The 23,702-nt window shown below is 69.9% G+C and carries 29 protein-coding genes; 9 read left to right on the top strand and 20 right to left on the bottom strand.

Translation table 11 applies throughout. From position 1 onward, the window contains the following. Positions 1 to 46 precede the first annotated feature (46 nt). The 11 genes from ku to BLS50_RS30795 form a co-directional block, all read right to left on the bottom strand. Positions 47 to 1,066, bottom strand: coding sequence for a non-homologous end joining protein Ku (gene ku, locus BLS50_RS30845; protein ID WP_074807189.1), 1,020 nt, complete (start codon positions 1,064 to 1,066; stop codon positions 47 to 49). A gap of 92 nt (positions 1,067 to 1,158) precedes the next feature. After that, positions 1,159 to 3,273 carry a catalase HPII gene (gene katE / locus BLS50_RS30840; protein WP_074807186.1) on the bottom strand — a complete coding sequence of 705 codons (2,115 nt, stop codon included), beginning with the start codon at positions 3,271 to 3,273 and terminating at the stop codon, positions 1,159 to 1,161. A gap of 127 nt (positions 3,274 to 3,400) precedes the next feature. Then, positions 3,401 to 3,787 carry a DUF3022 domain-containing protein gene (locus BLS50_RS30835; RefSeq protein WP_074807183.1) on the bottom strand — a complete coding sequence of 129 codons (387 nt, stop codon included), beginning with the start codon at positions 3,785 to 3,787 and terminating at the stop codon, positions 3,401 to 3,403. After that, on the bottom strand, positions 3,784 to 3,945 hold the full coding sequence (locus BLS50_RS30830) for a DUF1328 family protein (RefSeq protein ID WP_006767422.1): 162 nt from the start codon (positions 3,943 to 3,945) through the stop codon (positions 3,784 to 3,786). The genes BLS50_RS30835 and BLS50_RS30830 overlap by 4 nt, the downstream gene beginning before the upstream one ends. A 46-nt stretch (positions 3,946 to 3,991) precedes the next feature. Next, the gene (locus tag BLS50_RS30825) at positions 3,992 to 4,180 is read right to left on the bottom strand and encodes a DUF3008 family protein (protein ID WP_011545556.1); all 189 of its coding nucleotides are present in this window, start codon (positions 4,178 to 4,180) and stop codon (positions 3,992 to 3,994) included. Between the two features lie 72 nt (positions 4,181 to 4,252). Continuing rightward, entirely contained in the window at positions 4,253 to 5,686 is a 1,434-nt protein-coding gene (locus BLS50_RS30820) for an RNA polymerase factor sigma-54 (protein ID WP_012336617.1), read from the bottom strand. Positions 5,687 to 5,910: 224 nt separating this feature from the next. Beyond that, on the bottom strand, positions 5,911 to 6,420 hold the full coding sequence (locus BLS50_RS30815) for a DUF892 family protein (protein WP_074807180.1): 510 nt from the start codon (positions 6,418 to 6,420) through the stop codon (positions 5,911 to 5,913). Positions 6,421 to 6,495: 75 nt separating this feature from the next. Further along, positions 6,496 to 6,810, bottom strand: a complete 315-nt coding sequence (locus BLS50_RS30810) for a hypothetical protein (RefSeq protein ID WP_027805704.1) — start codon at positions 6,808 to 6,810, stop codon at positions 6,496 to 6,498. A 47-nt stretch (positions 6,811 to 6,857) separates the two neighbouring features. Further along, a complete protein-coding gene (locus BLS50_RS30805) occupies positions 6,858 to 7,169 on the bottom strand; it encodes a hypothetical protein (RefSeq protein ID WP_012336614.1) in 312 nt (103 codons plus the stop codon). After that, positions 7,166 to 7,414, bottom strand: coding sequence for a hypothetical protein (locus BLS50_RS30800; RefSeq protein ID WP_080486952.1), 249 nt, complete (start codon positions 7,412 to 7,414; stop codon positions 7,166 to 7,168). Before BLS50_RS30800 ends, BLS50_RS30805 begins: the two co-directional genes overlap by 4 nt. A 197-nt stretch (positions 7,415 to 7,611) precedes the next feature. Further along, positions 7,612 to 7,917 (bottom strand): hypothetical protein, encoded by a 306-nt coding sequence (locus BLS50_RS30795; protein ID WP_027805702.1) that lies wholly within the window; start codon positions 7,915 to 7,917, stop codon positions 7,612 to 7,614. 167 nt (positions 7,918 to 8,084) lie between these two features. Between BLS50_RS30795 and BLS50_RS30790 the strand changes: the two genes are divergently transcribed. From BLS50_RS30790 to BLS50_RS30780, 3 genes are all read left to right on the top strand, one after another. Then, a complete protein-coding gene (locus BLS50_RS30790) occupies positions 8,085 to 8,339 on the top strand; it encodes a hypothetical protein (protein WP_053525753.1) in 255 nt (84 codons plus the stop codon). Between the two features lie 91 nt (positions 8,340 to 8,430). Beyond that, positions 8,431 to 8,862 carry a CBS domain-containing protein gene (locus BLS50_RS30785; RefSeq protein ID WP_011545563.1) on the top strand — a complete coding sequence of 144 codons (432 nt, stop codon included), beginning with the start codon at positions 8,431 to 8,433 and terminating at the stop codon, positions 8,860 to 8,862. A gap of 92 nt (positions 8,863 to 8,954) precedes the next feature. Then, a complete protein-coding gene (locus tag BLS50_RS30780) occupies positions 8,955 to 9,437 on the top strand; it encodes a PRC-barrel domain-containing protein (protein ID WP_006498342.1) in 483 nt (160 codons plus the stop codon). Positions 9,438 to 9,560: 123 nt separating this feature from the next. Here the strand turns inward: BLS50_RS30780 and BLS50_RS30775 are convergent, their stop codons facing one another. Beyond that, positions 9,561 to 10,040, bottom strand: a complete 480-nt coding sequence (locus BLS50_RS30775) for a response regulator (RefSeq protein WP_074807178.1) — start codon at positions 10,038 to 10,040, stop codon at positions 9,561 to 9,563. Between the two features lie 233 nt (positions 10,041 to 10,273). Between BLS50_RS30775 and BLS50_RS30770 the strand changes: the two genes are divergently transcribed. After that, the gene (locus tag BLS50_RS30770) at positions 10,274 to 10,945 is read left to right on the top strand and encodes a UdgX family uracil-DNA binding protein (RefSeq protein ID WP_074807176.1); all 672 of its coding nucleotides are present in this window, start codon (positions 10,274 to 10,276) and stop codon (positions 10,943 to 10,945) included. Then, positions 10,942 to 12,216 carry an NRAMP family divalent metal transporter gene (locus BLS50_RS30765; protein ID WP_074807173.1) on the top strand — a complete coding sequence of 425 codons (1,275 nt, stop codon included), beginning with the start codon at positions 10,942 to 10,944 and terminating at the stop codon, positions 12,214 to 12,216. Before BLS50_RS30770 ends, BLS50_RS30765 begins: the two co-directional genes overlap by 4 nt. A gap of 95 nt (positions 12,217 to 12,311) precedes the next feature. Here BLS50_RS30765 and BLS50_RS30760 read toward each other — a convergent pair whose 3' ends face one another. The 7 genes from BLS50_RS30760 to BLS50_RS30730 all read right to left on the bottom strand — a co-directional run bounded on the left by BLS50_RS30760 (position 12,312) and on the right by BLS50_RS30730 (position 17,028). Continuing rightward, entirely contained in the window at positions 12,312 to 12,923 is a 612-nt protein-coding gene (locus tag BLS50_RS30760; protein WP_027806749.1) for a hypothetical protein, read from the bottom strand. 58 nt (positions 12,924 to 12,981) lie between these two features. Continuing rightward, entirely contained in the window at positions 12,982 to 13,596 is a 615-nt protein-coding gene (locus BLS50_RS30755) for a DUF4142 domain-containing protein (RefSeq protein WP_074807171.1), read from the bottom strand. Between the two features lie 34 nt (positions 13,597 to 13,630). Continuing rightward, entirely contained in the window at positions 13,631 to 14,488 is an 858-nt protein-coding gene (locus BLS50_RS30750; protein WP_074807169.1) for an SDR family oxidoreductase, read from the bottom strand. A gap of 121 nt (positions 14,489 to 14,609) precedes the next feature. Next, positions 14,610 to 15,176, bottom strand: coding sequence for a hypothetical protein (locus BLS50_RS30745; RefSeq protein ID WP_011545573.1), 567 nt, complete (start codon positions 15,174 to 15,176; stop codon positions 14,610 to 14,612). Positions 15,177 to 15,237: 61 nt separating this feature from the next. Then, entirely contained in the window at positions 15,238 to 15,537 is a 300-nt protein-coding gene (locus BLS50_RS30740) for a DUF2795 domain-containing protein (RefSeq protein WP_027811316.1), read from the bottom strand. Between the two features lie 27 nt (positions 15,538 to 15,564). Next, complete coding sequence (locus BLS50_RS30735) at positions 15,565 to 16,593, bottom strand: SDR family oxidoreductase (protein WP_012336603.1); 1,029 nt, start codon at positions 16,591 to 16,593, stop codon at positions 15,565 to 15,567. Positions 16,594 to 16,623: 30 nt separating this feature from the next. Then, a complete protein-coding gene (locus BLS50_RS30730; protein ID WP_074808652.1) occupies positions 16,624 to 17,028 on the bottom strand; it encodes a BON domain-containing protein in 405 nt (134 codons plus the stop codon). Between the two features lie 243 nt (positions 17,029 to 17,271). Between BLS50_RS30730 and BLS50_RS30725 the strand changes: the two genes are divergently transcribed. Then, the gene (locus tag BLS50_RS30725) at positions 17,272 to 18,591 is read left to right on the top strand and encodes a glycosyltransferase family 4 protein (RefSeq protein ID WP_074808649.1); all 1,320 of its coding nucleotides are present in this window, start codon (positions 17,272 to 17,274) and stop codon (positions 18,589 to 18,591) included. Continuing rightward, positions 18,591 to 19,637: a UDP-glucuronic acid decarboxylase family protein gene (locus BLS50_RS30720; protein ID WP_011545578.1), complete on the top strand. Its 1,047-nt coding sequence runs from the start codon at positions 18,591 to 18,593 to the stop codon at positions 19,635 to 19,637. Before BLS50_RS30725 ends, BLS50_RS30720 begins: the two co-directional genes overlap by 1 nt. A 40-nt stretch (positions 19,638 to 19,677) precedes the next feature. On the opposite strand, the gene BLS50_RS30715 is transcribed toward BLS50_RS30720, so the two are convergent. Then, positions 19,678 to 21,984 carry a hybrid sensor histidine kinase/response regulator gene (locus BLS50_RS30715; RefSeq protein ID WP_074807166.1) on the bottom strand — a complete coding sequence of 769 codons (2,307 nt, stop codon included), beginning with the start codon at positions 21,982 to 21,984 and terminating at the stop codon, positions 19,678 to 19,680. Between the two features lie 119 nt (positions 21,985 to 22,103). On the opposite strand from BLS50_RS30715, the gene BLS50_RS30710 reads away from it, so the two are divergent. After that, the gene (locus BLS50_RS30710) at positions 22,104 to 22,799 is read left to right on the top strand and encodes a PIG-L deacetylase family protein (protein ID WP_074807163.1); all 696 of its coding nucleotides are present in this window, start codon (positions 22,104 to 22,106) and stop codon (positions 22,797 to 22,799) included. Next, positions 22,778 to 23,701 (top strand): glycosyltransferase family 2 protein, encoded by a 924-nt coding sequence (locus BLS50_RS30705; RefSeq protein ID WP_074807160.1) that lies wholly within the window; start codon positions 22,778 to 22,780, stop codon positions 23,699 to 23,701. The genes BLS50_RS30710 and BLS50_RS30705 overlap by 22 nt, the downstream gene beginning before the upstream one ends. The last annotated feature ends 1 nt before the right edge of the window (position 23,702 follow it).

The following is a 23,702-nucleotide window of genomic DNA, read 5'->3' as shown; positions in this document are numbered from 1 at the left end:
CACCTCGTCGGAACCGGAATCGAAATCGGAGTCGGCGTCATCGGCGTCACGCCGCATGCTTGCGGCGCGCGGCCGTCTTCTTCGCCGCGGGAGCGCTCGCCGCGCCGCATTTCGCGGCAGTCTTCTTTGCCGCGGTTTTCGTCGCCGCGCCCTTCGATGCGGATTTCGCCGCCGGCTTGCGACGCGTGCCGCCCCGCGGCGACGGCGATGAAGACGCCTCGTCCTCCCCTTCGCCACGCTCTGCACGCAGATCCGCCGCGCGCGCGCCCGCGCCGCCCTTCAGGCTGCGCTTCAGCAGCTCGGTGAGATCGACCACGTTGCTCGCCGCGCGGCCGGTCTGCGCGGGCCGGTCCTCGATCTCCTCGATCTTGCCCGCACGCACCTTGCGCTCGACCAGTTCGAGGATGTCGTCGCGGAACGTGTCGTGATATTCGTCGGGCGTCCATTTGCCGGACATGTCGTCGATCAGCTTCTTCGCCATCCCGAGCTCGCGCGCACTGACGCCCGCGCCCTTCGCGTCGTCGGCCGGCACCGACAGCTCGTCGAGCGGCCGCAGTTCCTCCTGCCAGCGCAGCGTATCGAGCGCGAGTATCGGCCCGACCGGGATCAGCGCGCCCAGATGCTGGCGGTCGCGCATCACCACCAGCGCGATGCCGATCTTGCCGCTGTCCTTCAGCGCGTCGCGCAGCAGCGCGTAGACCTTCTCACCCTTGCGATCCGGCACCAGGTAATACGGCGTGTCGAGATAGAGGAACGACACGGCGTCCTCGTCGACGAAGGTCAGGATGTCGACGGTCTGCGTCGATTCCGGGTTCGCCGCGCGGATCTCGTCGTCGGTGAGCACGACGTAGCGCTCCTTCTCGTATTCGTAGCCGCGCACGATGTCCTCGCGCGTGACTTCCTTGCCGGTGCGCTTGTTGATCTGCCGATAGCCGATCGGGTCCATCGAGCGCTTGTCGAGCATCCGGAACGACGGTTTCACGGTGCGCGTCGCCGGAAACAACTGCACGGGCACGTGCACGAGCCCGAAGCTGATCGCGCCTTTCCAAATCATCCGCGGTGCCATGCCTGTTCCTCCTTGCCGAATGCGCGCCCGCCCGAGGGCGGGCGCACCGTACGGCGCAAGCCGCTGCCGGCCGCTTTCGGCCCTAGCCGGCCCTATGCCGGCAGCTCCGCCGCCTGCTGTTCGCGCGCCCACACGCGATGCTGGCCGAGGTGATCCGACAGCGTGTTCAGCACCGCGTCGAGATCGACGGCCTGGCCGACGCACACGCCTTCGGCCGGGTCGGGCAAGTGCGCGGCGCTGAGCAGTTGCCGCCCCGAGCCGACGGCCGCGATCGGCTTCAGGTGCTTGAACGCCTCCCGCACGAAATGGCGGGCGTCGGCGCTGTGCGCGAGATCGCGGCCATCGCCGTCACCGCCGCACACGAACACCGCGTCGAACATCACCGACGGCATGCCGACCAGCGTCGCCTCCGGCACGATGCCGCCGATCGGCGCGAGCGTCGGCGCGACGATCGTCGGCACCGCGTGCGCGGCCTGCAACGCGTCGCGCACCTGCTCGACCAGCACCGGATTCACGCCGGGCGTCGCGATCAGCGCGATCTTGCGCGAGCGGATGCCGGGCTTCGCGCGGCCGATCAGGCTCAGCGCCGGCGAGCGCTGCGGCACGGCCGGCGTCGCGGCCGCCTGCGGCGCGGGCAGCCCGAGCCGTTCGGCGACCTGCGCGGCGAGCCCCGCGTCGAAGCGCGCGATGATCTCGTTGACCACCCGCTCGCGAATATGCGGCTGCGTCACCTTGCCGAGCTCGAAGCAGTACGCGTCGCGGATATGCCGCTGCTCGATCTCGGTCATGCTCTGATAGAACAGTGCAGCCTGCGAGAAATGGTCGGCGAACGATTCGCTGCGCACGCGCACCTTGTGGCCTTCGAGCGGTTCGGGCACGGTCTCGAACCCGCCGCCGGCCGGCGCGGGCGGCGTCTCGCGCGGCCAGCCGCCGCTCGTCGAATTGGGCTCGTACGACGCCTGGCCGACGTTGATCGTCTGCCGGTGCAGCGCGTCGCGCTGGTTGTTCGCGAACGGGCATACCGGCCGGTTGATCGGGATCTCGTGGAAATTCGGGCCGCCGAGCCGGCTCAGCTGCGTATCGGTGTACGAGAACAAGCGCCCCTGCAGCAGCGGGTCGTTCGTGAAATCGATGCCCGGCACCACGTGGCCCGGGTGAAACGCGACCTGCTCGGTTTCCGCGAAGAAGTTGTCGGGGTTGCGGTTCAGCGTCATCCGGCCGATCGGCCGCACGGGCACGAGCTCTTCCGGCACGAGCTTGGTCGGGTCCAGCAGGTCGAAGTCGAATTTGTCCGCGTCGGCCGGATCGATCATCTGCACGCCGAGTTCGAACTCCGGGTAGTCGCCGCGTTCGATCGCCGTCCACAGGTCGCGGCGGTTGAAATCCGGATCGTGGCCGGCGATCCGCTGCGCCTCGTCCCACAGCAGCGAATACGCGCCGCTCACGGGCCGCCAGTGGAATTTCACGAAACGCTCGACGCCGGCCGCGTTCACGAAGCGGAACGTGTGCACGCCGAAGCCGTCCATCGCGCGATAGCTTGCCGGCAGCGCGCGGTCCGACATCAGCCACAGCACCATGTGCGTGGTCTCCGGTACCAGCGACACGAAATCCCAGAACGTGTCGTGCGCGGACGCGCCGGTCGGCATCTCGTTCGGCGCCTCGGGCTTCACCGCGTGCACGAAGTCGGGAAACTTGATCGCATCCTGGATGAAGAACACCGGCATGTTGTTGCCGACGAGATCGTAGTTGCCTTCCTGGGTGTAGAACTTCACCGCGAAGCCGCGCACGTCGCGCACGGTGTCGGCCGACCCGCGCGGCCCCTGCACGGTCGAGAACCGCACGTACACCGGCGTTTCGGTGGCCGGGTCCTGCAGGAACGCGGCCTTCGTGTAGTCGGCCATCGGCTCGTACACGCGGAACACGCCGTGCGCGGCCGAGCCGCGCGCATGCACCACCCGCTCCGGAATGCGCTCGTGATCGAAATGCGTGATCTTCTCGCGCATGATGAAGTCTTCGAGCAGCGACGGGCCGCGCGCGCCGCCGCGCAGCGTGTTCTGGTTGTCGGCGATCCGCACGCCCTGGTTGGTGCGCAGCGCCTCGCCGTCGGGCCGCGCACGGTTCGCCTCGAGCTGGCGCGATTTCGCGCTGTCGGGTGGTTGCGTCGGTTGCGTCGGGGGCGTCTTGCCGGCGGATGGGGGAGTCGTCATCGTCAGGTGTCCTCGTGGCATTCGGTAGGGAGCCGTCGCCGCACGGCGACGCGCCGCGGCGCACGCGTGCGGACGGCAGGGAAAGCCGGCCCGGCGCGCCGCGAACGGCCGCGGGCCGGCGGTGACGTCAGGGCGCGCGCAGCGCCGCGTCGAACACGACGGCCGTCACGTCGAGCGCCACGTTGCACTCGATCGCGGCATCCTCGACGCGCGGCTTGTGCTCGTCCACCGCGCGCCGCGCGCGGTCGCACAGCTGGGTGCGCACGCGCAGCCGGTCGGCCGTGTCGAGGGTCGCGTAGCGTTCGATCACGTCCGCATCGAAGCGCATGTCGACCGAGCAGCGCCATTGGCGCGCGTCCTCGTCGGACGGCACGCGCACCCACGACACGTTGATCGTCAGCCGGCCGGACGCGTCGTCCGCATGCACGACCACGGTCGACTGCGACGGAAAACTGATCGCGAGCGCGTGCTCGAGTTCTGCGACGCGCTGCGACCGGTCGGGCATCACCGTCATCGTCGCACGACGCCCAGCAGCAACGTGACCAGGAAGATCACGACGAAGATGTAGAACAGGATCTTCGCGATTTCGGCCGCACCGGCCGCGATGCCGCCGAAGCCGAACACGGCGGCAATGATCGCGATGATGAAGAAAATGATGGCGTATCGAAGCATGGAACCCTCCTGGATGACAGCAGTCGTCACTAAACGTCGGCGCCGTTCACGCATCGTGCTTGTGTTTCGGTTTGCCGCGCGTGGGCGTGGAAGCCATTTTCTCGAGCTCTTTCTCGCTCATCGACTTGGCCATCGATTTCGACGGCGGCTTGAGGTCCTTCATTTTCGTGTCACCGCGCTTGGCCGACAGCGCGGCCCCTGCGGCGCGCTGCTGGGCCTGGGATTTGGCTGGCATGGTTGCGCTCCTCTCGTTGGCGCGCGAGCCGACGCGAGGGCCGGCACGCGCGGGGTTGGAACAGTGAGGCCGTCACGCGGCGTCGCGGCGTCGCAGGTCGGCCGGCGGAATCTTCATCGCCTGGCGATACTTGGTCACCGTGCGGCGCGCAAGAAGGATGCCGCGGCCCGCGAGGTTCTCCGCGAGCGCGACGTCGGACAGCGGATCGGTCTGCCGCTCGGCCGCGATCATGTCGCGGATCAGCACCTTCGCGGCCGACGCCGAACACACGCCCTTGCCGGCCGCCTCGAGCTTGCGCGGGAAGAAATGCTTGAACTCGAACGTGCCGTGCGGCGTGGCCATGTACTTGTTGCCGGTCGCGCGCGAGACGGTCGATTCGTGCAGGTCGAGCTCCTCCGCGATGTCGCGCAGCACCAGCGGCTTCATCGCGATCTCGCCGTAGCGGAAGAAATCGCGCTGCCGCGCGACGATGCATTCGCCCACACGCTGGATCGTGTCGAAGCGCTTCTGCACGTTGCGGATCAGCCAGCGCGCTTCCTGCAACTGCTGGCCGAGCGGGGAATCGCGCTCGCCGCTCGACTGCGCGAACAGCGTCGCATAGCGCTCGTGCAGGCGCGCGCGCGGCAACACGGCCGGGTTGATCGTGACAATCCATTCGTCGCGCACCTGGCGCACGATCACGTCGGGCACCACGTAGTCGCCGCGCGTGCTGCCGTAGTGATTGCCGGGGCGCGGGTCGAGCCCGCGCACCAGCGCGCAGGCCGCGTGCAGCGTCTGCTGGTTGCAGCCGAGACGCCGCTGGATCTCGGCCGTCTCGCGGCGCGCGAGCCGCTCCAGATGCTCGCGCGCGATCGCCTTCGCTTCCGCGAGCGCCGGCGTGCCGGCCGGAATCGCGTCGAGCTGCAAGACCAGGCATTCGGACAACGAACGGGCCGCGATACCCGGCCGGTCGAGCATCTGCACTAGCCGCAGCGCGACCGAGAGATCCTGCTCCGACAGCAGCCACGCGGGATCAGCCGCGACCAGCAGTTCAGGCAGCTCCTGACGCAGGTAGCCGTCGTCGTCCAGCGCATCGATCACGAGGCGCGCGGCCTCGCGGTCGCGCTTGTTGAGCGGATAGAGCCGCAGCGCATCGTGCAGTTGCTGATGCAGCGACGGTTCGGCGGCGATCCATTCTCCGGGCGACAGGCCGTCGGTGTCGTCGCCCTGACGGCTCGTGCCGCGCGGCGCGGGCGCCGCGGTAAACGGCACCTCGCCATCCGGCGGGCGAATGTCGTCGTGCTCGGGCGCCGCTTCGGGCGCGGCCGCTTCGGTCGGCTGCTCGGGCGTGCCGGCAGCGGTGTCCTCGTCGCCCTGGCCGTCTTCGAGAAACGGGTTCATGTCGAGCGCCTGACGCAATTCCTGTTGAAACTCCAGCGAGGACAACTGCAGCAGCCGCAGCGACTGCTGAAGCCTCGGTGTAAGTGCGAGATGCTGTCGCATCTGCAGCGCAAGCGAGACGGGCATCGAAAGCCTCCTGACGGTTCGGTTCGCGGGTATGTCTTCTACCGGACGTCATGCAGCTTCCGTGCCAGTCGCGCGAAGCGCGCCACGACGCGGCTCTCGCGGGTTCGCACCCCGTTTCGCCGTGTGCGAGAGCCGCTTTTTTACAACCCGGGGGCAAGTTAGGGGGCACGTATTTCGCTCACGGAAAACGGCCCCGTACCGGAAGCCGCTCGAGGGCCGCGCCGTCAGCGCTTCGCGTCGATGCGGTCCACCGCCGAACGATCGAGAAACGCCGTCGTCAGCTCGGGCAGATGGCGCAGCAGCCACGCGGCCATGCCGCGCTCCTGCTGGAGAATCCGCTCGCAACAGGCGCGAATCTCTTCTTCCCCGGCCGCCTGCGCCGCCGCGACGAGCGCGGTGTACGCGGCGATCTCCAACTGCTCGAATGCATAGGCGGCCAGCGCCGTCTTCACCACTTCGTCGTCCGCCAGCATGCCGCTCGCGATCTCGCCGTATGCGGCAATGCGCGCGGCGAGATCCTTGGTCGCCGATGGCGACGTGCCCAGCCGCATCAGGCACGCCTCGACGAGCGCCTGCTGGCCGAGCGTGTCGTCGAGATGCTGCCGCAGCCGGTCCTGCAACTGCGGGTAGTGGCCGACCCGCTTCATCTGCGCGTCGATCATCGTCTCGGCCTGGCGCTCCATCGCGTAGGCATCGCGCAGCCAGTCCTCCAGATGTTCGTGCTGATTCGCCATCGCGTTCCTCCGGCCTCATCGCGGGGGCGGCATGCCGTGACGCGGCGCCGCGGCGCGTCCCCGCGACGCGTCGTATCAGTACTGCATCGGCGGGGGCGTGCCCGGCAGCGGCTGGTCGCCCTGCGCGCCGTTCGGGCCCGGCGGCGGCACGTCGACCGGTACGTCGACCCTCGTACCGGGCGGCATCGTATTGCCCGGCGACGGACGCGGGTCGTAGCGCGTATTCGCGTCCGGCATCGTCGTGGTCGACTGCGCGCCGCGGCCGTCAGGCGGCGCGGGCGGCGCCCCGCGCGTGCCGTACGGGCCGTTGGCGGGTTGCGTGCATGCGCCCAGCGCGCACGCGGCGGCGAACGCACAGGCGCCCACGCGTATCGTCTGGATCGTGTTCATCGAATCCTCCGTGAATCGACGGCTGCGGCCGGCCAGTACGGCGCGGCTCAGAGCCGGTTGAAGTGGAAATCGCCCGCGTACGCGGTCGGTGCGCGGCGCGCCATCATCGTGTCGAATTCGGCCGCGACGCGCGTGAGCGTGCCGCGTTGCCGGTCGACGTCGGCCCGTTCGAGCGCGGCGAACGCGTCGGCGTCGAACGTCACGGTCAGCGACGCCGGATGGCCGTCGACGCGAAAACCGATATGCAGTGCGCCGGCCGGCTGCTCCTCGACGTGGAACGGCATCGCGCGCGCCTCGAAATGACGACCGAGCGTCTCGGCGATGTCGCGCAGCATGCCGGGTTTCACGCGGATACTCATCGCACCTCCTCCGTTCGCATGAGCGGCGGCGCGCCCACCCGCCACGCCCGCACGGGCGGCTCGCGCGACGGCGGGTCGCGTTCGGGCGGCGCATGCCCGGGCGGGTCGCCCTCCGGTTCCCGGTACGGTTCGGGCAGGTCCGGCGGCAGGTCGTCGGGATCGGGCGGCTCGGGGTCCGGCTCGATGTCGGGGAACGGCGGTTCGGGTCGTTGCAGCCACTGCGCGGGTTCGTGTTTCATCGGCATTCCATCGTTGCGGGTTCGGGTCGGGATCGGCGCGACAGCCGCGTAGCGAAGATTCGCAAGCCGCGTGCCGTCCGTTCACGTCGCCGCAGGCGCGGGTCACGCGGGGATCGCCGGGGAATCGATACGCAGGCGCGCGGTCCAGCGCCAGCCGCCATGCCTTCGCTACACCGTTCGCTGCAAATCTTGCAAGCGCGCGGCTACGCGTCGTAGGCGGCCATCACGAGCCACAGCTCGCGGCCGTCGTCCCGCACGCGTGCGGCCAGCGCATACGGGTCCGACGGCTCGCACGCCCGCTGCAGCGCGAAGCGCGCGGGCTCGGTCGCGCCGAACGTCTCGTCGCCGAGTGGCCGCACGTCGGCCTTGCCTTCGAACATCCGGCGCTCGGGCCGGTAGATCAGCGGTTCGTGCTTCCACGTATCGAAATGGCTTTTCACCGAATCGAATCCGCCGCCGCATACGTTGATCTCGTAGCGCACCCCTGGTCGTCGTTTCGGAATCGTCATCCTGCCTCCCGCTCGGTGTGCGCGCAGCAGGCACCCTGTTGCGCTGTGTCGTCATGGTCGTCGTCGTGGTCGTGGCCGTTGCAGCGGCAAGTCGCGTGCCGGGCGCGCGGGCCGGGAACGCAGGTTGCGGCACAGGCGGCTCCTCGTCACCGATACGGAGTACCGCGATGAAGGATTCGACCCGGCACGGCCACGACGCACCGGCGCACGAGCGGCAGCCCGATCCGCAGCCGCCGCTGAAGGACCAGGACCGCACCCATACGCGCCATTCGGAGCGTCATATCGACAAGCAGCTCGAGGACACGTTTCCGGCCAGCGACCCGCCCGCGACCGGCGGCGTCACGCGCATCGAGCCCGACACGCCGCCCGGCAAGCACGACGACGGGCCGGCGGAGGACAAACGCAAACGCGACGAGAAGTGACGAGACGAACCACGCCTGCACGGCATGCGGTTTGCTGGAACACGGTAGCCGCACCGACACATTGCTTTACCTGACTGCCAAGGAGAAATTCATGCATCGCGTCAACGAAATCATGTCGCAGGACGTCGTGCGGATCGCACCGACCGACTCGATCCGTCACGCCGCTCAACTGATGGAGCGCTACGACATCGGCGCGCTGCCCGTGTGCGACAACAACCGGCTGGTCGGGATGGTGACGGACCGCGATCTCGCGGTGCGCGCGATCTCGGCCGGCAAGCCGCCGGAGACGCGCATCCAGGAGGTCGCGTCCGGCCCGATCGAATGGTGCTTCGACGACGATTCGCTGGACGAGATCCAGCACTACATGGCCGACGCGCAACTGCGCCGGCTGCCCGTCGTCGATCACGACAAGCGACTGGTCGGCATGCTGTCGCTCGCCGACATCGCGACGCGCACGGCCAGCCCCGAGCGCGACGACGTGGCGAACACGCTCGAAGGCGTGTCGCAACCGAAGCAGACGTGACGGTGCGGTGTTCCGCTTCGCCCCGCCCACCCGCGCGACCCGCAGGGCCCGGCCCCGGGCACGGTCGCGCCCCACACAGCCTGGAGGAAACCATGCAGACTCCCGATCAAGGTCAGACCCGCATCATCGGCAAGGGCGCCGCGACGGCGGCCGGCCCCGGTCCCGACGTGATGGCAGCCGATACGCTGGAAGGCGACAAGGTCTATACGACCGACGGCGACGATGTCGGCAAGATCAAGGACATCATGCTCGACGTGCGCTCGGGCCGCATCGCGTATGCGGTGCTGTCGAGCGGCGGCATCCTCGGCATCGGCGACAAGCTGCACGCGATTCCGTGGAGCGCGCTGACGCTCGATACCGAACGCAAGTGCTTCCTGCTGTCGGTATCGTCCGAGCGGATTCGCAATGCGCCGGGGTTCGACAAGGACCACTGGCCGGCGATGGCCGATCCGCAATGGGCCGAGCCGCTGCACGAGTTCTACGGCAGCACGCCGTACTGGAGTGCCGGCGACGAGCTCGGCTTGACCGACCCGACCGAAGACCTCGACGATCCGCGCACGCGCGGCCGTCACTGACCGCACCTTGACGCGGCGCCGGTTCGCCGGCGCTTCCGTTCGACACGCCCCGCCCCGCGGGGCGTTTTTTTGTCCCCTCGCGCCGCGGTGGCCGACGCCGCACCCGGCGCACCGCCAGCCTTTTTACAAGGGTCGTGTAACGTCCCCGTCCGGCTTCCTGGCGCCGCCGCTCGCCGATTCGAGGTAGCCCAGCAGCCGGTGCGGCGTCAGCGGTTTCGCGCAGTGCGCGTCGAAGCCGGCTTCCTTCGCCCGTTCGCAATCGCGCCGCGACGCAAGCCCGCTGCACGCGATCAGCAGCATGTCCGACGTTCGCGGGTCGCGCCGCAGCCGCGCCGCGAGCTGCAGCCCGTCGAGGCCCGGCATCGCGATGTCGAGCACGACCGCGAACGGCTGCCAGTCGCGCGCGACGTCGCACACGGCGAACGGATCGTCGGCGACCCGGCACTCGAAGCCGCGCGCCTCGAGCAGCAGGCGCAGCGCATCCGCCGCATCGCGATAGTCGTCGACGACCAGCACGCGGCGCGGACGGCGCGGCACGCTGTCGGGCGCGCGCCACAGCAGCACGTCGTCGGCGGCCGGATCGTCGCCGGGGTCGAGTTGCATCGTGCTTCTCCTGTCGTTGGACCGGCTTGCCACGCAAGGCGCGAGCCCATACCGACTGCATGCGGCATGCCGGTTGCTGCCTCTCTCGCATCGTCGACACAGGAGTCTTTCATGCGCACGATGCGGCTTCGATCGTCCAGTGTGCTTCCCACTGCGCGTGCGACAGCACGAGCGCCGGCATGTTCCGCGCAACGGCGGCGTGCCGTTCGTTCGGCCTGCGCCGGAGATGCCGCATGACGCGCAAAACGCCCGACCGCCAGGCACCGACGGCACCGCCGCCCGACGACGATGCCCCGGACACGCTCGACGCGTGCCGCCGCTGCGCGCTGTGGGAACACGCGACGCAGCCGGTGCCGGGCGCCGGGCCCGTCGACGCGCCGATCATGCTGGTCGGCGAGCAGCCGGGCGACCAGGAGGACCGTGCAGGCCTGCCGTTCGTCGGCGCGGCCGGCCGCATGCTCGACCGCGCGCTCGACGAAGCCGGGATCGAACGCGCGCACGTCTACCTGACGAACGCGGTCAAGCACTTCAAATGGGAGCCGCGCGGCAAGCGCCGGCTGCACAAGACACCCGCGCAGCGTGAAGTGGCGGCGTGCCACTACTGGCTCGAACGCGAACTGCAAGCCGTCCAACCGCGCGTGGTGGTCGCGCTCGGCGCGACGGCGCTGCGCGCGGTGCTGCAGGACAACGACGCGACGCTGGAGCGCACGCGCGCCCCGGTGCGCACCGAGGACGGCCGGCTCGTCGTCGCGACCTATCACCCTTCGTACGTGCTGCGCACGCGCGGCGCCGATTCCCGCGAACACGCGTACCGCACGCTGGTCGACGCGTTGCGCACCGCGTCGCGCCTCGCTCGCGAGCGGCGCCACGGCGGCGGGCGCCCGGCGCACGGGGATGCCGGATGAGCGGACTCGACGAAGACGCGCAGCCGGCCGCCGCGAAACCGTGGTATCGGCGGCTCGGCCCCGGCCTGCTCGCGGGCGCGTCGGATGCCGATCCGAGCAACGTCGCCGTCTACGCGCAGGCCGGCAGCCAGTTCGGTTTCAACATGCTGTGGATGATCGTCGTCACGCTGCCGATGATGGTGGCCGTGCAGCTCGCGTCGGCATTCATCGGGCGCCGCAATCGCGAAGGACTCGTGGCCGGCATCCGTCAGCACTATTCCGAGCGCGTCGCGAAGACGCTGATCGTGATGGTCGTGATCGTCAACGTCGTGAACGTCGGCGCCGATCTCGCGGCGATGGGCGACGCGACGGCGCTCGTCGTCGGCGGCCGCAGCTACTGGTATGCGCCGCTCTACGGAATCGCGTCGCTCGCGTTGCAGGTGATGCTGTCATACGAACGCTATGCACGCTGGCTCAAATGGATGACGCTCGGCCTGATCGCGTACGTGCTCGAACTCGGCTTCGTGCACGTCGACTGGGGCGACCTGCTGCACGCGATCGTGCTGCCGCACATCGCCTTCACGCACGACTATGCGACCACCGCGGTCGCCGTGCTCGGTACGACGCTGAGCCCGTACCTGTTCGTGTGGCAGGCCGCGCTCGAAGTCGAGGAAACCACGGCCGAGCAACAGAACGGCGAACGCAACTCGCGCCGCGAGACCGAACAGCGCATCACGTTCGACACGTGGACCGGCATGATCGTCACCAACGCGGTGTCGTTCTGCATCATGGTGATCGGCGCGGCCGTGTTCTTCGCGCGCGGCCGGCACGACATCGGCAGCACCGCGCAGGCCGCCGAGGCGTTGCGGCCGATCGCCGGCGAAGCCGCGTTCGTGGTGTTCGCGTTCGGCATCGTCGGCTGCGGGCTGCTCGCGATTCCCGCGTTCGCGGGCAGCGCCGCCTACGGTTGCGCGGAAGCGTGGCGGTTTCGCGAAGGGCTGAACGAGCCCGTACGGCGCGCGCCCGCGTTCTACACGGTGCTGGCGCTGTGCGTGATCGTCGGCATCGCGATCTGCTTCAGCCCGATCGCCCCGATCCGCGCGTTGTACTGGAGCGCCGTGCTCAACGGCGTCGCGGCGGTGCCGATGCTCGTGCTGGTGATGCTGCTGTCGCAACAGCGCGATGCGGCCGGCCAGCCCGGCAGCGGGCCGGTATCGAAAGTGTTCGGCTGGCTGGCGGTCGCGCTGATGGCCGTGTCGGTAGTGACGATGATCGTCGATGTACTGACGTGAGGGATTGAGGCGGGGATTGTGCAGAAGGTTGCGTACGCAACCTGATGGACCGGCAAGCGGGCGACCGCGCCGCGCGCGGCACGCCCGCCCTGGTGTTACATCATCTTGCCGCGCGAGCGCTCGGCACGTGCCGCGTCGGCCGCGGACTCCACCTTCTTCACTTCCTCCGGCGGCGGCAGCACCGCCTTGAAGCCCATCGACTCGATCCACATCTCGCGCGCCCAGCCACGCGTGTGATACAGGTGATGATCCTCATCGGCCTCGACCTCGTCGTGCGCGGCCTTCAGCGCCTTCGCGGCGTCGCTGTCGGGCAGTTGATCAGCCGCGTAGCCGATCAGCTCCCAGTTCAGGTGATCCTTGGTTTCGGCCAGCACCACGCACTCGGCCGCGACCACCTGCGCGACCGCCGGATCGGCCTGCTTCTTCGCCTGCTGGATCACCTGCACCAGCGACTTGCCGGTCGCCGCCACCGCGGCGCGCCCCGGCGACTGCGCATCCGGATCGAGGCCGAGCGTGTCGAATACCTTGCGCAGCACCTCCTGGTGATGCAGCGTCTCGCGATGGTACTTCTCCCATTCCTTATGGAGGTCCTCGTCGGTCGCGCACTGGAGCGCGGCCTCGTAGATCTGCGCGCCGCCAAGCTCGGTCTCGTATGCCTGGCAGAGCAGTTCGAGGATACCTTCGTGCTTCGATTGCCGTTGGGCCATGACTGCTTCTCCGAAAAAGCGGGCCGCCGGGCGGCCCAGGGGTGGAACCGGGCACGCGTTATTGCGTGCCCACCTTGCGTGCGAGCGTCTGCGCCATGCTCAGGTGATGCTTGAGCGTCGGCAGCGTGGATTTGGCGAACGCGCGCAGTTGCGCGTCCTTGCCGTCGCGCGCTTCGTCCTCGAACAACGCGACCGCCTTCTGGTGCGCGTCGGGGCCGGCCGCCGCGAGATACGCGGTGTCGAAGTCGTGCCCGCTCTTGCCGCGCAGCGCCTCCACGTCAGGATCGGAAATCTGTTCGACCTGCGGCTTGATACCCTTGCGCGCGGCGATTTCGTTGAGCTTCGCGTTCGCCTTGCCGTGATCCGCGACCATCCGTTTCGCGAACGCCCGCACGTCCGCCGACTGCGCCTGCTTCAGCGCGAGCTGGCTTGCCTGCACTTCGGCCTTGCCGGCCATCGCGGCCTTGTCGACGAACTCCGCGTCGGTGCCCTTCGGCGCTTTCGCGATGCCGGGGTCGCCGGCCGCGCCGGCGCCCGACGACGGGTTGATCACGCCGCCCGGCACATGCGCATTCGACGCGGGCGGCTCGCTCGGCATCTGCGCGCGGGCGAGCCCGGACACGGCGAGCACGCCGGCGGCGAGCGCCGCGATCGTCCAGTTGGGTTGTCTCATCTGCTTTCTCCTGGTGCTTGCGTGGAAACGGCCATCAGCCGCCGACGATCGAGCCGCCGTTCGGATGCAGCGTCTGCCCGGTCATGTAGCTCGCGCCGTCCGACGCGAGCAGCACGTAGCAGTCGATCAGTTCGTCCGGCTGGCCCGGCCGCTTGAGCGGCACGTTCGAGCCGAATTTCGCGACCTGCTCGGGCGTGAACGTCGACGGAATCAGCGGCGTCCAGATCGGCCCCGGTGCGACCGCGTTCACGCGGATGTCGCGTTCGGCCAGCTCGATCGACAGCGAGCGCGTGAACGCGACGATCGCGCCCTTGGTCGCCGAGTAGTCGGGCAGTTTCGGGCTGCCGTGATACGCGGTGACCGACGCCGTGTTGACGATGCGGCCGCCTTCCTTCATGTGCGGCAGCGCGGCCTGCGTGCAGAAGAACATCCCGTATACGTTGGTGCGGAACGTGCGCTCGAGCTGTTCCTCGGACACGTCCTCGATGCCCGGCTGCGGATGCTGCTCGCCCGCGTTGTTCACGAGCACGTCGAGCCGGCCGAGCCGCTCGACGGTGCGAGCCACGGCGTCGCGCGCCTGCCGGCGATCGCCGACGTCGCACGCGATCGCCTCGCAGCGCCGGCCGGCCTGCTCGATCAGTTGCTTCGTGTGCGCGGCGTCGTCGGATTCATTCAGGTAGACGATCGCGACGTCCGCGCCCTCCTTCGCGAAACCGACCGCCACGGCGCGGCCGATCCCGCTGTCGCCGCCCGTCACCAGCGCGACCTTGCCGGCGAGCTTGCCGCTGCCGACGTAGTCGGCCGCCTCGTCGCGCGGCTTCGGATGCATGTCGCGCTCCGTGCCCGGCTGCTGCGTCTGTTTCTGCGGCGGGGGAGTCTGTGCGGTGGTCATGGGTTCCTCCTTGAACGGGTGCCGCCGATGCTGCGCAAGCGGCGTGCCGCGCGCGGCGCACGCCGGCCCGCACGCGGCGGCCGTGTTTTCAGGGTTGGCGTTGCAAGCGTTTGGAAAAAGGTCAGCGCGGGCCGCCGGACGGGGCTTCGTCGGGCCGGCGCACCGGATCGAAATCGCGCCATTCGCCGTCCTGCCAGTCGCCTTCGACGCGCTCGATCGACTTCGCGCCGGTCGCGCGCAGCACGTCTTCGGCGGCGGTCGCGGTGTCGGGCGTCACGCGCGCGGCGAGGATCACGCCGGTCTCGCTCTGCGCGAGCGTGCCCTTGCCTTCGGCCTGCTCGCCGCGCATGCGGCCGAGCGCGCCGCCGAATGCGCCGAGATAGGCGCCGGCCAGCGCGGCGGCGGCCGGCACGAACCAGTAGTGCAGGCCGAGCGCATAGGCGATCAGCCCGAGGACGACGCCGATCAGCAGCCCACGGATCGCGCCGACCATCGCGCCGCGCCCGCCGGGCTTCGCCGCCGTGTCGGCATACACGTCGCCGCCGATCGGGAAGCGTGCGTGCTGGCCGCCGGGGTTCAGGAAGAAGATCGACACGTCGTCCGGCCCGAACGCGCGCTCGTAGAGGTGACGCGCCCCACCTTCCGCTTCATCGAACGTCGTGAAACGGCCTGCGACGATCATCGCCATGGTCGTGCTCCTCGTGATGAATGCGCCGCGCGCGCAAGCACGCGGCGCGACGGGGCGACGCTCACATCAGCCGCCCGAGTTCCTTCGATACCGATGCCGGCGTGTCGTACTCGCGCTCGGGAATCTTGCGCAGCATGTCGAGCACCTCGGGGCTCGCATGCGAGCGTTCCGCGCACTGCACGACGTCCGACTTGCTGGCCGGGTAGTCCATCCCCTTCAGCGCCTTCTGCACGTCGACCGGGCTCGGCGGCTTGCCGTGGCCCGTCTGATGGCCGCCCTTGTCGTGGTCCTGCTGCGTGCGCTCGCCTTCGTGCGCGCGCGAGTGGCTGTATTCGTGGCCCGTATGTTGTCGGGATGTCATGAAAGCCTCCTTGGAAAATGAACGAAATCACGCGGACTGCCGGCGCGCGCGTGCGAACGCGGCAAACACCAGCGCCGCGGCGCCCAGCGCGACCGCGCCGGCGACCTTCGGCCGCTGCACCACCGAGTTGTACGCACAGCTGCGCAGAACGGGCCCTTCCATGCCTTCGCGCTCGTGCAGCGCGTGGCGCGAGTCGTACAGCGCATTGTCGTCGCGCGGCCGCGCGGGGCGCACCGTGCGCTGGCCGCGCGAGAACAGCGTGGCCGCGAGGCGATCGAACAGGCGCGGCGCGTGGTACGCGCTCGCCGACGTCAGCTTGGCGGCGCCGCCGACGAACAGCGTGCGGCGCGGATGCGCGGCCGCGAACAGGATCGCGTCGGCCACCAGATCGGGGTCGTAGATCGGCGGCGGCAGCTTCGCCTCGACGTTCATGTAGTTCTTCGCGTGCATCACGAACATCGTGTCGATCGCGGCCGGCTTGATCAGCGTGACGGACACCGGCAGGTGATCCGCTTCCATCTCGAGCCGCAGCGAATCGGTGAAGCCCTTCACCGCGTGCTTCGATGCGACATACGCGCTTTGCAGCGGCACCGGCGCGTCGGACGCCTCGCTGCCCATGTTGATGATCGCGCCGCCGTGGAAATCGCTCTTGCGCCGGAAATGGTCGGCCGCGACGAGCGAACCGTGCACGACGCCCCAGTAGTTGGTGTCGAACAGCCGGCGCTGATCCTCGAGCGGCACCTGGGCCGCCGTGCCGAAAATCGACACGCCGGCATTGTTGATCCAGGTGTCGAAGCCGCCGTACGTGTCGGCCGCCGCCGCGGCCGCGCGCTGCAGATCCTCGACGTTGCCGACGTCGCCGGCGACCGGCACCGCGAGGCCGCCGTGCTGGCGGATTTCCTCGCACAGCGTGTTCAACGCTTCCTCGTTGCGCGCGAACAGCACGAGCTTCGCGCCGCGCCGTGCCGCCTTGCGCGCGGTGACGAGCCCGATGCCGCTCGTCGCGCCGGTAATCACGATCGTCTGTTCGCCGACCGGTTTGAGCATGCAGTTCATCGCTGGACTCCTGTTACGGTCGCGTCGCGGTTATTTGGGCCGGATGGTCAACTGGTCGCGCACGCCCTGCACGCCGTCGACCTGCTTCACGACGCTGACGGCCTGCGTGCGCTGCTGCTCGTCGGGCACGCTGCCGGTGAGCGTCACGGTGCCGTGCCGGGTCTTCACGTGGATGTCGCCGGCCGACAGGCCGCTCGTGCCGACGAGTTCGGCCTTCGCCTTGGTCGTGATCGTCGCGTCGCGGATCTTCGTGCCGGTGCTCGAATGCGACGACGACGTCGACGACGATGCGGCGCCGTCGTCGCCGGCGGCGACCGCGTTCGGCGCGACGACCATGCACACGGCGGCCGCGGCGATCGCGACCGCCATCCCGGTGCGCAGCGCGCGTTGACGGCGGATTCGCGGGGGGCGGGCTTGCAGCGGGGATACCTTCATCGTGACCTCCTTTTCGTCAAGCCGGACACGCCGGCAGGTGAACGGAGTCGCGCAAGTCGCGTGCCGCGCCGCGTGCGCCGCATGCCAGCGCGCCACCGCGATCAGACGCCCTTTCATCCAACGCGTTGTAATTTTTTCGGCACACGGGGAAGCGGTTTTCCCCGCAATCCGGCGGGCATGCCGATTGCCGAGCGACCGACAAGGGTGGCCCGTGTGCGCGGCCCCGATACCGGGAGCAATACCATGCAAAGAATTGCGTTGATCAGTGAACATGCGTCGCCGCTGGGGGTGATCGGCGGCGTCGATGCCGGTGGTCAGAACATCTATGTCGCGAACGTCGCGAAGCAGCTCGCGGAGCGCGGCCTCGACGTCGACGTCTACACCCGCTGCGACAATCCGCATTTGCCGGAAGTCGTGTCGATCGGCCCGCGCATGCGCGTGATCCACGTGCCGGCCGGGCCGCCGACCGACGTGCCCAAGGAGCAGCTGCTGCCGTACATGGGCCCGTTCGCGCAGTACATGATCTCGCGCATGCGGCGCGAGCCCGATCCGGTCGACGTGATGCACGCGAACTTCTTCATGTCCGGCGACGCGGCGCTGCGCGTGAAAAAAGCGCTCGGTATCCCGCTCGTCACGACGTTCCATGCGCTCGGGCGCGTGCGGCGGCTGCACCAGGGCACGGCCGACGGCTTTCCCGACGCGCGCTTCACGATCGAGGACACGCTCGCGCGCCGCTCGGACCGCCTGATCGCCGAATGCCCGCAGGATGCGCTCGACCTGACGACGCACTATCGCGCCGACACCGCGCGCATCGAGATCGTGCCATGCGGCTTCGATGCACGGGAATTTCGGCCGGTGCCGCGCGTCGATGCACGCGCGCGGCTGGGCTGGCCGCAGGACGCATTCGTCGTACTTCAACTGGGGCGCCTCGTGCCGCGCAAGGGCATCGACACCGTGATCGACGCGCTCGCACGCATGCCGCGCGATCCGCAGCGGCCGACGCACCTGTACGTGGTCGGCGGCAGCCAGCCGACGCCCGACCCCGCGCGCGACCCGGAACTCGCGCGGCTCGCCGCCTTCGCGCACGAACTCGGGATCGCGAACCGCGTAACCTTCGTCGGCCGGCGCGATCGCGATGCGCTGCACCTGTACTACAGCGCGGCCGACGTGTTCGTGACGACGCCGTGGTACGAGCCGTTCGGCATCACGCCGGTCGAGGCGATGGCGTGCGCGGCCCCGGTGATCGGCAGCGACGTCGGCGGCATCCGCACGACGGTCGACGACGGCACGACCGGCTATCTCGTGCCGCCGCGCGACCCGGCCGCGCTGGCCGCGCGCCTCGTGCAACTGCGCGCGCAACCGGACCTGTGCGCGGCGCTCGGCCGCGCCGGCTACCTGCGCGCCCATCGCTTCTACACCTGGCAAGGCGTCGCCGACCGGCTCGTCGACATCTACCGCGACGTCGCCCACGCGCAGCGCGCCGGCACGTCGGCCGGCACCGGCCGGCGCACGCCGGTCGCCACCACGCGAGGCGTGCTCGCACACCGCAAGGAGAATACGTAATGAAGGGCTACGACCGAAAACGCGTCCTCGTCACCGGCGGCGCCGGCTTTCTCGGTTCGCATCTGTGCGAACGCCTCGTGACGGCCGGCCACGACGTGCTGTGCGTCGACAATTTCTACACGGGCACGAAGGACAACATCGCGCACCTGCTCGATGCGCCGAACTTCGAGCTGATGCGGCATGACGTGACGTTTCCGCTCTACGTCGAAGTCGACGAGATCTACAACCTCGCGTGCCCGGCGTCGCCCGTTCACTACCAGCGCGACCCCGTGCAGACGACCAAGACCAGCGTGCACGGCGCGATCAACCTGCTCGGCCTCGCGAAACGTGTGAAGGCGCGCATTCTGCAGGCATCGACGAGCGAGGTGTACGGCGACCCCGACGTGCATCCGCAGGACGAGCACTATTGCGGCCGCGTCAATCCGACCGGCATCCGCGCGTGCTACGACGAAGGCAAGCGCTGCGCGGAAACGCTGTTCGCGGACTATCACCGCCAGTACGGCATCGACGTGCGGATCGCGCGGATCTTCAACACGTACGGCCCGCGCATGCACCCGGCCGACGGGCGCGTGGTATCGAACTTCGTCACGCAGGCGCTCGCGGAACAGCCGTTGACCGTCTACGGCGACGGCAAGCAGACGCGCTCGTTCTGCTACGTCGACGACATGGTCGATGCGTTGATCCGGCTGATGGATGAACCGGGCGATGCGAGCGAGCCGGTCAATCTCGGCAGCGACGTGGAGATCGCGATGATCGACGTCGCGCGGGAAGTCGTGCGGATCGTCGGTGCCAACGTGCCGATCGAATTCCGGCCGCTGCCGTCCGACGATCCGCGCCAGCGGCGGCCGAATCTGGCGGCCGCGCAGAAGCGGCTCGGCTGGCGCGCGACGACGACGTTCGCGAACGGGCTCGCGCACACCGCGCGCTACTTCATTCAGCGCCAGGTCACGCACCACGCGCCCGGCGACCTCGTGCGCAGCACGCGCATCGCGTCGCATCTGCTCGCGCAGGTCCATACGCAGAATCGGCCAGCGCCGACGACGTGACGCGGCTGACGCGGCCGAAGCAACCGAGACGCGACGCGCGTCAGCCGTCGCGCTTCGTCACGTGCGCGATCTTGTGCGCCAGTTCGCGCACGTCGACCGGCTTGCACAGATAGCCGTCGAAGCCGGCCTCCAGCGCGCGGCGCTCGTCGGCGAGGCCCGCGTGCGCGGTGACGGCCAGCACGCGCACGTCGAGCGGGCCGCTGTCGCCGTTCGTCGTGCCGCGCCGCAAGGCCTCCAGCAGCCAGAAGCCGTCGCCGTCGGGCATCGCGAGGTCGGACAGCACGACCGTCGGCCGCATGTCGGCCACCATCGCGAGCGCCTCGCGGCCCGACGACGCGATCGCGACCGCCGCGCCGAAGGTGGTCAGCGCGGCGGTGAGACTGGCCCGCGTGGTCGCGTCGTCGTCGACGATCAGGATGCGCTGCGTATCGAGCACGAGCGCCTCGCGCTGGCCGCCCGCCTGCACGATGCTCCACGCCATCGCGCCGCCCGGCTGCCAGCCGGCCGGCAGCGTCACCGTGAACGTCGTGCCGCGATCGCGGCCCGCACTCGCGACGGTCACGCTGCCGCCGTGCAGTTGCGCGATATGTCGCACGATCGACAGGCCGAGACCAAGCCCGCGCCGCGGCGACGCGGGCGAATCGTCCGCGCGGCGGAACATGTCGAACACGTACGGCGTGAACTCCGTCGCGATGCCCTGCCCCGTATCGGCGACGGTCAACACCGCGTGCCCGCCGTCGCGCGCGAGGCCGACCGTCACGCTGCCGCCGCCCGGCGTGAATTTCAGCGCATTCGAGATGAGGTTCGACAGCATCTGCCGCAACCGCTCGGCGTCGCCCGACACGATGCACGCGGACGCGGCGCAGTCGAATTCGAGCATGATGCCGGCCGACGAGGCGGCGGTCTGGAACGTGCCGACCTGATCGGAGAACAACCGCACGACGTCGACCGGCGTCGCGTCGAGCCGCAGCTTGCCGGTCGCGAGCGACGACGCATCGAGGATGTCGCCGACCATCCGCGTGAGCGAACGCGCGCTGCGGTCGATCGCGTCGATCGCCTGATGCTGCAACGCGTGGTCGCCCGTATTGCGCAGCACCTCGATCCACCCGTAGATCACGTTCAGCGGCGTGCGCAATTCATGCGACACCGTGGCCAGCAGCTCGTCCTTCAGCCGGTTCGACGTGTCGGCCTGATCGCGTGCATCGCGCGCGCCCTGCAGCGAGCGCTGCGCCCGCAGGTCGCGGCGACGCTGCGCGCCGGTTTCGTGCAGCGTCAGCGACAGCGCGACGCACGCCCGCGCCTCGCCCTGCACCGGGCACGCCGATACCGTCGCCCGAAAGCGCCGACCGTCGCGCCGCACGCACAACAGTTCGAGCGGCCCGACCGGCTCGTGCATCGCGTCGAACGCGTCGGCGAGCGGATTGAGCCGCAGCCAGCGCCGCGCGATCAGCGTGTCGAACCTGCGGCCGCGCGCGTCGGCCTCGTCGTAGCCGAAGATCCGCTGCGCAGCCGCGTTCCAGCTGGCGATGCGGCCGTCGGCGTCGATCCCGACGATCGCGTCCGGCGACGCCTCGACGACCGCATGCTGGAGCCGCGACGCATCGACGCGCGCGCGGTCCGCGCCGGCATCGCGCAGCAGCAGCACCGCGCCGTCCAGATTGCCGTCCGCATCGCCGATCGGCGACGCAACCGCGACGATCGGCACCCGATCGCCGCTGCCGGCCTGCAGCCAGTGCCGGTCGGACGTCGCCTCGGCGCCGCCGAGCGCATGGTCGAGCGGCGTGGTCGGCACGCGGCGGCCTTCGTGATCGACGATGCGCAGCACGTCGCGCACCGGCCGCCCCACCGCCTCGTCCGGCCGGCAGCCGACGAGTTCGGCCGCGGCCGCGTTGAGATAGATGAGCCGCCCGTTCGGGTCGGTCGCGATCACGCCGTGCGGCAGCGCGCGCAGCACGGCCTCGAACTGGCGGCGGGCGGCCGCCTCGCGTCGGCGCGCGCGATCGTTCGTGAGCCGCGTGTGATGCAGCAGCGACGCGACCGCGCACACCAGCGCGCCGATCAGGATGAACGTGCCGAGCTGCACGAGCCGGTCGGGCAGCGGCGTCGTATAGGCGGCCGGATCGGACAGGAACAGCGTCCAGACGAGCAGCCCGCTGACCACCGTCGACACGATGCCGAACACGAACGACGTCGCCCACGCGGCGCCGGCGAGCAGCGGGTAATACAGCACGAACGGCAGATTCACGCCGCCGAACCGGATCGCGAGCGTCTGCAACACGGTCGCGATCGCGACCAGCATCACGGCCGTTGCGTAATTTCCGGCCTGCGGCCGTGCAATTTCGGTCATTGGACACGCTCCTGCGGGGACACTCGACAGCGGCCGGCGCGGACGCCGCCCGCGGGCACGACGCATGCTGGCCGATCGGAACCGGCGGCCCGGCCGCTCACGATGGAGAACTTCACGCCATGCCCGACCCGACACGCTGGCTCGTCGTCTCGCCGCATCTCGACGATGCCGTCTTCAGTTGCGGGCAACTGCTCGCGCAGGCGCCCGGCTCGATCGTCGTCACCGTGTTCGCGGGCATCCCGCCGCACGGCACGCCCGCGCCCCCGTGGGATCAGCGCGCGGGCTTCCGCCACGCCGACGAAGCGATGCACGCGCGCCGCGACGAAGACCGCCGCGCGCTCGCGCTGCTCGACGCCCGCCCCGTGTGGCTCGATTTCCTCGACGATCAGTACGGCGTACCGACTACGTCGACCGCGATCGCGACACGCGTGGCCGCGGCGATCGACGCGCACCCGGGCTTCGGCGTGCTCGCGCCGGCCGGCCTGTTCCACCGCGATCATCTGCAGGTGCAGGAAGCCATGCTGTCGCTGCTGCGTGCCGACGATCCGTCGCACGTCTGGCGCTTCTACGAGGACGTGCCGTATCGCCGCATCGACGGGCTGATGGCCCGGCGCGTGATCGAATGGCGCGAGCGCGGCTGGACGGCGCAGCCGGTCGCGGCGCCGGCCGCCGGCGACACGAACAGCGTCGCCGCGAAAGCCGCCGCCGTCGATGCGTACGCGAGCCAGGTAACGCTGCTGGAACCTCATATGCGTGCCGCTCTCCGTGAACCCGAAACGATCTGGCGGCTCGAATGCGACGTCACGTCCACGTAACGCCCGCGCGCGTCGCGCTGCCGCCGGGCGAGCCGCGCGTGACCGCGATCGTGCTGACCTGCCGGCGCGCCGCCGAACTCGCGCGCACGCTCGAACACCTGTCCGTGCTGCCCGACCGGCCGGCGATCGTCGTCGTCGACAACGCGGCGGACGCCGACACGGCCACGCTGATCCACGACCGCTTTCCGCATGTCGCGCTCGTGCATGCGCCGGGCAACCTCGGCGCGGCCGGCCGCAATCTCGGCGTCGCCGTCGCCCGCACGCGCCACGTCGCGTTCTGCGACGACGACACGTGGTGGGCGCCCGGCTCGATCGCCGAAGCCGCGAACCTGCTCGACGCGTATCCGCACGTCGCGGCCGTCACCGCGCGCGTGCTGGTCGGCCCCGACGAACGCGAAGACCCGACCTGCCGGCTGATGGCCGACAGCCCGCTCGACGCGCCCGTCGCGCTGCCGGGCCGGCCGATCCTCGGGCTGCTGGCCGGCGCGACCGCCTTCCGGCGCGACGCGTTCGTGCGCGCGGGCGGCTACCATCCGCACTACTTCCTCGGCGGCGAGGAGGCGCTGCTCGCGCTCGACCTGTATCGCGCGGGACACTGGCTCGTGTATGCGCCGCGCCTGACCGTCCATCACTACCCGTCGCTGCAGCGCGACCGGCCCACGCGTGCGCGCACCGCAGCACGCAACGCGGTGTGGACCGCGTGGCTCAGATGGCCGGCCACGGCCGCGTGGCGGCATACCCTGCGCATGCTGCCGCTGCTGCGCCGCGAACGCGCGATCGTGCGCACGTTCGCCGGTCTGGCGTGGACCCTGCGCGAACGACGCACGATCCCGCCGCACGTCGAACGCATGCGCCGCCGCCTGGAGCGCGACACGCGCCGCGAGGCCGGAACGGAAACATGAA

The sequence above is a fragment of the Burkholderia orbicola genome (assembly GCF_900100915.1).
In the GTDB taxonomy this organism is placed as follows: domain Bacteria; phylum Pseudomonadota; class Gammaproteobacteria; order Burkholderiales; family Burkholderiaceae; genus Burkholderia; species Burkholderia orbicola.
The sequence above is the reverse complement of the archived record's forward strand: the minus strand, read 5'-3'. Positions and strand labels throughout refer to the sequence as shown.